The sequence below is a fragment of the Affinundibacterium macrobrachii genome (assembly GCF_014652415.1).
Lineage (GTDB): Bacteria > Pseudomonadota > Gammaproteobacteria > Burkholderiales > Burkholderiaceae_D > Undibacterium > Undibacterium macrobrachii.
Genome location: NZ_BMYT01000004.1, coordinates 463148 through 470856, shown reverse-complemented (window position 1 = coordinate 470856; position 7709 = coordinate 463148). Strand labels below are relative to the sequence as shown.

The window sequence follows — 7709 nt, the reverse complement described above, 5'->3', positions numbered from 1 at the left end:
TGTTCGTCAGCAGCAGAGAAACGAGATTATGCAGCACTTCTAACTTCTCGTCAACCCCCTGTTTTTAGTTTTGATTTAAATCGTTTCTTGCTACTCGATTCAAACCTCAGGAATATCAACGTCTTACTGTTTGCATTACTCTTATTTTAAACCCAGCATTTCTGCGGGAGGCGAACTATAGCAAACCCTTCACCTCCTTGGCAAGGCTTATTTCACTATACCGAATAAATCAAATAAATCGTTTCAAACTTCCCATAAAAAAACGCTCCACAATGGGAGCGTTTTTACATCAAGATCAAATACAAATTAAGATTGGACCCGCAATGAAAAATCAACCGCGCGAATATCTTTAGTCAGCGCACCAATTGAAATACGATCAACACCAGTCTCTGCAATCGCACGCACTGTCGTCAAATCCACTCCACCCGATGCCTCCAACAAGGCACGACCAGAATTTACAGTCACAGCTTCGCGCATCATTGACGTATTAAAATTATCCAATAGGATCGAAGTCGCCCCCGCATCCAATGCTTGACGCAATTCATCTAGAGACTCAACCTCAATTTGCACACTAATTTGACGATCATATTTGGCTGCAACCTCACTCGCACTAAGCAATGCTGGCGCAATACCGCCCGCTGCAGCAATATGATTTTCCTTAATCAAAATTCCGTCATACAAAGCCAATCGCTGATTCTTACCGCCGCCAACACGCACCGCATATTTTTGCGCGAGACGCATACCCGGCAAAGTTTTACGCGTATCTAAAATAGCAGCAGATGTTCCCTCAATTAATTTCACATAACGACGAGTAGCGGTCGCAACACCCGACAACAATTGCATAAAATTGAGCGCACTACGCTCCGCAGTTAACAAACTACGCGCTGGGGCTTGAATTTTACAAACGATCGTATTCGCACTCATCAGATCACCTTCAGTATATTGCCAGTCAATAACAATCGAACTATCAAGCGCAAACATTACCGCATCAAACCAAGGCGCACCACACAACACAGCCTCTTCACGCACCACTACATGCGCAACAACTTGTGCGTCGGCCGGCACCAGCTCGCCCGTCAAGTCACCGCTTCCAACATCTTCAAGCAAAGCAAGCGCAACACTCGCACTTAATGCTTTCGACAAATCCAAATCAAAAGGAGCAAATGCGTTTTGTAAATTTGTATTTTGAGTAGCCATAACAATCCTTATGCTGGACCAACACCAGAAAACAATTTTCCATCCTGAGCCAGATCACCACTCGCCTTCACATTCGTTTTTCGAGCAGCGGCAAAATCCAGCATACGATCAATTGATAACTTTGCTTTTCGGCCAATGACAGGATCAACGTCAATTTGATTTTCACCAGTTTCTAACACATGCAAAAGATTACGCAGTCCGTTCATCGCCATCCAAGGGCAATGCGCACAGCTCTTACAAGTTGCACTATTACCCGCCGTTGGCGCCACAATAAATTTCTTGTTTGGCGCAGCCATTTGCATCTTATGCAAAATCCCATTATCAGTCGCAACGATAAACTCTTGCGCATCCAAAGTTCTTGCCGCGTTAATTAATTGCGAAGTAGATCCGACCACATCCGCCAAAGCAACTACCGCCGCCGGGGATTCCGGATGCACCAAAATCTTTGCAGCAGGGTGAGACTCCTTCAAAATTTCTAACTCGACACCCTTAAACTCATCATGAACGAGGCACGAGCCCTGCCACAACAACATATCAGCGCCTGTCTGTTTTTGGATATAGCTCCCCAAATGTTTATCAGGCGCCCACAGAATTTTCTTTCCTTGCGCATGCAAATGCGCGACGATATCCAAACCGACGCTCGACGTCACCATCCAATCAGCTCGCGCCTTTACAGCCGCACTTGTATTCGCATACACAACGACCGTGCGATCAGGATGCGCATCACAAAACGCAGCAAATTCAACAGGATCACAACCAAGATCCAATGAACAAGTAGCATCCAAATCTGGCATTAATATCGTTTTTTCGGGACTGAGAATTTTGGCTGTCTCACCCATAAACTTCACACCAGCGACAACCAAAGTTTTTGCTGCATGATCTCGCCCAAAACGCGCCATTTCCAAGGAATCAGAAACACATCCACCAGTTTCCTCGGCAAGATCCTGCAAATCGGAATCAACATAGTAGTGCGACACCAACACAGCCTGCTTTTCCTTCAGCAGATCCGCAATTTTCTTTTTTAATTGCACTTTCTCATCCGCAGTTGGCATATCCGGCACACGCGCCCACGCTGACGCTACGCAACTACTCCCAACATCCATCTGAGGGCGCTCAAACTCAATTACTTTTGTCGCTTCCATTTCTTGACCTCGACATTAAAAACATCAGTTTAACAGCAATAAAAAAACCCGCCCTTCAAACGAAGAGCGGGTTTAGAAAACTACTATATAAAATGGTGCCCGAGGCCGGAATTGAACCGGCACGCCCCTTTTACGGAAAGCGGCGGATTTTAAGTCCGATGTGTCTACCAGTTTCACCACTCGGGCACTCAACTTGCATCTAGCAATTTGCTAGCTTGTTACTTCATGATAGTTCGAAACTTAACTATCAAAATTTTTGGAGGCGGGGGTCGGGATCGAACCGGCGTCTACGGCTTTGCAGGCCGCTGCATAACCACTTTGCTACCCCGCCAAGGGTTGCTATTTTGATCGCATCGAACAAACTCAAACACAAACAAAAAGCGGAACATCTTACGAACAAAAAAGGGAAGCGGTGCTTCCCTTCGGAATCTGGAGCGGGAAAAGAGTCTCGAACTCTCGACCTCAACCTTGGCAAGGTTGCGCTCTACCAACTGAGCTATTCCCGCATTGCACTACCTAAACATCATTACCGCAAAAAACTTGGAGCGGGAAAAGAGTCTCGAACTCTCGACCTCAACCTTGGCAAGGTTGCGCTCTACCAACTGAGCTATTCCCGCATTGCACTACCAAACTTCATTGCCGCAAAAAAACTTGGAGCGGGAAAAGAGTCTCGAACTCTCGACCTCAACCTTGGCAAGGTTGCGCTCTACCAACTGAGCTATTCCCGCGCTGCGACAACAGCCGTGCATTATATAGCACCTGCAAAAGTTGTCAAGAATTATGATCTATAAGATTTCCTGCTTTTTCTTTAATGAGGGGCCATGCTTTTTGTAAATAGTAAAACATCGACCACACCGTCAGTACTGCTGCGATCAATAACAATATACGTCCCCACAATATCGTATCAATGAAACCGAACAATTCTCCGTAAAACAGCAGCATAGGAATAGCGATCATTTGAGCCGCTGTTTTAATCTTACCTAATGAACTTACCGCCACCGATTTCGACGCACCAATTTGCGCCATCCATTCACGTAAAGCAGAGATTGTGATTTCGCGCCCAATAATAATGAAGGCAATTACTGCATTCACACGATTCCATTGGACAAGTACCAATAGTGCGCCAGCCACCATCAATTTATCTGCGACTGGATCTAAAAATGCACCAAATGCTGAAGTTTGATTCCAACGTCTAGCTAAAAATCCATCAAACCAATCAGTTACCGCTGCAACGATAAAAATCAATGTCGCAGCGAGATTCTTTTCGTAAGGAGAAAGAATCGAATCTGGCAAATAGAAAACTCCTACCACCAGAGGGATAAGAGCAACGCGTAACCATGTTAATAGAATGGGGAAATTGAATGGCATTTTTATTGGTCAATAGAGATTTCGTCACATTATATTTTGCCTGAGACAGACTCACACAAATAATTTCAAATTTCAACTAAGCAAATCAAAAATTTGGGCATGAACCGCCCAAATTTATCGCAGACGTTGATAAATTTCTTCCGCCAAAACGCGAGAGATTCCATCCACCGCCATTAGGTCTTCTACACTTGCGTCTTCAACACCTTTTATGCCGCCAAATCGCGCCAATAATTTTTGACGACGCTTTGGTCCAATGCCATCGATATCTTCCAACTTAGAAGTTTGGCGCGCCTTCGCACGCTTTGCTCGCATTCCAGTAATCGCAAATCGGTGAGCCTCGTCTCGAATCTGAGCAATCAACATTAAGGCTGCCGATTCTTTCCCCAGCTCTTTCGGTTCTCGTCCATCAACAAATACTAAAGTTTCTAAGCCGACCTTACGCCCTTCACCTTTTGCGACACCAACAATAATGCTGGAATCAAGACCGAGCTCAACGAACACTTGACGAGCTACCTCAACTTGCCCTTTGCCACCATCAATCAACACGATATCCGGCATAATCGCCTGCAGATCAGATGACTCTTCTGCAGCATTCGCAAACTTTTCAAAACGACGATAAATGACTTGACGCATCGCCGCATAATCATCACCAGGTGTAATATTTTGAATATTAAAGCGACGGTACTCACTGTTTTGCATGGCATGATGATGAAAGACGACACAAGATGCTTGCGTCGCTTCACCCTGAGTGTGACTGATATCAAAACATTCGATGCGAAATAAATCTATGTCGGCGATCTCGAGATCCATCACATCGAGCAATGCTTTTGTGCGCAACTGCTGAGCACCTTGTTCAGATAATGCGCGAGCCAAAGCAAGTCGAGCGCCCTTTTCTGCCATATCTAACCACGCGCGCTTGGTTTCTTGTGGCTGAAAACTCAGATGAATCTTATGCCCACACTGCTCCATCAATGCAAGCATCAATTCTGGCGCATCAACTTCGACATTCAAAATAATTTGATGAGGGATAAATTGATCGATGTAATGCTGTGCCATAAAGGCGATCATCACTTCTTTTTCTATTCCATCGTTCGGCGTTGTTTGAAGCAACTCAAGATGACTTGGAAAATAAGATCGGTCACCCAAATGACGACCACCTCTGACCATCGCCAAATTCACACAAGCACGACCGCCTTCTACGACTACCGCGACGATATCAATATCCGCGTCGCCCGCTAGCTCCATACTTTGTTGATGCAGAATTTTTGATAAAGCAGACATTTGATTACGCACCACCGCAGCTTTTTCAAATGCCAGATTTTGCGCATATCCCAGCATCTTTTGTTCTAGCTTCGCTAAGACAATAGATTGACGACCACGTAAAAAATTCGATGCGTCCTCAACATCAGATTGATAATCCTCTGCAGAAATCAAATCGACACAAGGTGCACTACAACGCTGAATTTGGTGCAGCAGACAAGGGCGAGTTCGATTCGAAAACACACTATCTTCACAACTACGCAAAAGAAAAATCTTCTGCAACAACTGCATCGACTCTTTCACCGCCCAGGCGGACGGGAACGGCCCAAAATAATGATGTTTCTTATCGATTGCACCGCGAAAATAAGTCATACGCGGCGTCTTCTCCTGCGTAATTTTTAGATAGGGATAAGATTTATCGTCACGAAATAAAATGTTATAGCGAGGCTTGAGCGCTTTAATCAAATTATTTTCGAGGATTAAAGCCTCAGCTTCACTTCGAGTAACGGTAGTTTCGAGACGCGCAATCTTCGCCACCATCATCGCAATTCTTGGGCTACTCAGATTTTTTTGAAAATAACTAGAAACACGTTTTTTCAAATCACGCGCTTTGCCTACGTACAAAACCTGATCATTCGCATCAAAGTAGCGATACACACCGGGCAAATTTGGCAGCGCAGCGACTAATGCAAGCACATTATCCAACATCGATTCGGAGGTATTAGATACGCTTGCTTTACTCATTGAAGCCTCTTGACACATCTTGTTCGACAATCACATAGGCAATAGCAAACTCGTCTTCATCTGACATGGATAAATGTGCGACGAGTGAACGAGCTTGCATCCAAGCTAGCAATTCACCTTCACATTGAAAGTGCGGCCTGCCAATTTGATCACTACAAATCTGAACTGAATACCAATTCATCGGATGGCGCACACCCAATCCTATCGCTTTTGCGAAAGCCTCTTTCGCCGCAAAACGCGTCGCCAAGTACAAAATCGCGCGACGCGAAGATTGCGCTGCGCGTTCTTGATAAACTAATTGCTCATCAGTGCCGAGAATTCTTTTTACAAATCGGTGTGGATGACGCTCCAACGCGGCTTGAATACGCGAAATCTTAATGATATCGGTACCAATTCCGAATATCATTTCGCGTCCAATCGCGCCTTTACCATTAAGGCTTTCATATCAGAGATTGCTTTTTGCCACCCGACAAAAACCGCTTGCGCAACAATGGCATGACCAATATTTAGTTCAGAAATTCCGCGAATCGCTGCAATCGCTTGCGTATTTGTGTAATGCAATCCATGACCAGCATTTACTTTCAAACCTAAACTCAATGCAAACTCAACGCCCTTCGCAATGCGAGCAAGTTCTCGCTCTTGCTCAGTACCTAAGGTCGCATCTGCATAACGTCCAGTATGGAGTTCAATCACTGGCGCGCCAATGTCTTTTGCTGCTTGAATCTGCTGACTATCTGCATCGATAAACAAGCTGACGCGTATCCCTTCTTGCGTCAATTGTTTACAAGCTGCTTCAACTTGTTTGTAGTAACGAATCACATCTAAGCCACCTTCAGTTGTGACTTCTTCTCGTCGCTCAGGCACCAAGCACACATCTTGAGGTTTGATTCGACAAGCAAAATCAATCATCTCTGGCGTCACTGCGGCTTCTAAATTCATCCGAGTTAATAAGCGTGGGCGAATTTCCTCGACATCGCGATCTTTAATATGACGTCGATCTTCACGCAGATGCAAAGTAATACAGTCTGCACCGGCTTCTTCTGCTAACAGTGCTGCTTTCAAAGGCTCTGGATAAATAGTGCCACGCGCATTTCTAAGCGTTGCCACATGATCGATATTAATGCCCAGATCAATAGTCTGGGTTTGTCCGAGTATATTCATAGCTTATGTAAATCAATTAAAATTTGACGTGTATTCAGTGGAACGCCATGCAAATGATAGTGCAGCAAAAATCGCATCAATTGTTTGCTTTGCGCTTGTGTCTGCGGATCAGCATAATTGCCAATCGACATATCTAGCAAAGTCTTACCTCTGACATGGGGAATTTGCTCAACTTCATCTACTTGACGAACCCCCACACCCGGTTCCAGCACATACGATTCGTCTGCAATAACACTGCCACGCGTGTTAACACAATAAGTCAGATCACCTAATAATCCAGCCTGCTGCAAAAGTATAAGCTCAAACTTACGCAATACAATAGCTGGCGCTTCATTATGCGCGAGTTGGTTCAAGCTCGACACATACAAGTCAAATAGCGTCACATTTATTTCATCACGCAACAAGAACTTTACCAAGAGCTCATTTAGATAAAAGCCACACAACAGAGCAGATTTCTCTAGCGGCAACATTCCCCCAACCCACTCTGCGGCAGTCAAAGTACGAACCTCGGACTTTCCTGTCCAAGAAATATTCAATGGCTGAAAAGTCTGTAAAACGCTGCGCAAGGCTGAAGTCGGACGCTTTGCGCCTTTTGCAACAAGCGAAACCCGTCCATATTCTCGAGTAAAAACATCAACAATAAGACTAGTTTCCTTGTAGGGATAAGAATGCAGCACAAAACCGGGCTGATGAAGAATGCGAAGCTCTTTGTTGGTTCGCGATGGAGTTGCGAACGCACTTTGATTAGTAGCATTACGTTCGCTGGTGCGTGTCCTACGTTTAGGATTCGTAAGCACGACTTTGACTTCTTTATTCAATCATATCTCACTGATGGAA

The 7709-nt window shown here is 44.9% G+C and carries 7 protein-coding genes and 5 tRNA genes; all 12 read right to left on the bottom strand.

Annotated features, from left to right (window positions below; all coding sequences use genetic code 11):
* Nucleotides 1-306: 306 nt before the first annotated feature.
* The 12 genes from nadC to recO all read right to left on the bottom strand — a co-directional run bounded on the left by nadC (nt 307) and on the right by recO (nt 7690).
* The gene (nadC, locus tag IE103_RS14110; protein ID WP_189346747.1) at nt 307-1197 is read right to left on the bottom strand and encodes a carboxylating nicotinate-nucleotide diphosphorylase; all 891 of its coding nucleotides are present in this window, start codon (nt 1195-1197) and stop codon (nt 307-309) included.
* Between the two features lie 8 nt (nt 1198-1205).
* Entirely contained in the window at nt 1206-2339 is a 1134-nt protein-coding gene (gene nadA, locus IE103_RS14105) for a quinolinate synthase NadA (protein ID WP_189346746.1), read from the bottom strand.
* 93 nt (nt 2340-2432) lie between these two features.
* A tRNA-Leu gene (locus IE103_RS14100) sits at nt 2433-2525 on the bottom strand.
* 71 nt (nt 2526-2596) lie between these two features.
* Nucleotides 2597-2670 (bottom strand) — tRNA-Cys (locus IE103_RS14095).
* Between the two features lie 99 nt (nt 2671-2769).
* Nucleotides 2770-2845 (bottom strand) — tRNA-Gly (locus IE103_RS14090).
* Between the two features lie 35 nt (nt 2846-2880).
* A tRNA-Gly gene (locus tag IE103_RS14085) sits at nt 2881-2956 on the bottom strand.
* Between the two features lie 35 nt (nt 2957-2991).
* Nucleotides 2992-3067 (bottom strand) — tRNA-Gly (locus IE103_RS14080).
* Between the two features lie 43 nt (nt 3068-3110).
* The gene (gene pgsA / locus IE103_RS14075; RefSeq protein ID WP_189346745.1) at nt 3111-3707 is read right to left on the bottom strand and encodes a CDP-diacylglycerol--glycerol-3-phosphate 3-phosphatidyltransferase; all 597 of its coding nucleotides are present in this window, start codon (nt 3705-3707) and stop codon (nt 3111-3113) included.
* A 114-nt stretch (nt 3708-3821) separates the two neighbouring features.
* Entirely contained in the window at nt 3822-5675 is a 1854-nt protein-coding gene (gene uvrC, locus IE103_RS14070) for an excinuclease ABC subunit UvrC (protein ID WP_229827298.1), read from the bottom strand.
* Between the two features lie 28 nt (nt 5676-5703).
* Nucleotides 5704-6117, bottom strand: a complete 414-nt coding sequence (gene acpS / locus IE103_RS14065) for a holo-ACP synthase (protein ID WP_189346743.1) — start codon at nt 6115-6117, stop codon at nt 5704-5706.
* A complete protein-coding gene (gene pdxJ, locus IE103_RS14060) occupies nt 6114-6872 on the bottom strand; it encodes a pyridoxine 5'-phosphate synthase (protein ID WP_189346742.1) in 759 nt (252 codons plus the stop codon). The genes acpS and pdxJ overlap by 4 nt, the downstream gene beginning before the upstream one ends.
* Entirely contained in the window at nt 6869-7690 is an 822-nt protein-coding gene (gene recO / locus IE103_RS14055; RefSeq protein ID WP_189346741.1) for a DNA repair protein RecO, read from the bottom strand. The genes pdxJ and recO overlap by 4 nt, the downstream gene beginning before the upstream one ends.
* Nucleotides 7691-7709: the final 19 nt, after the last annotated feature.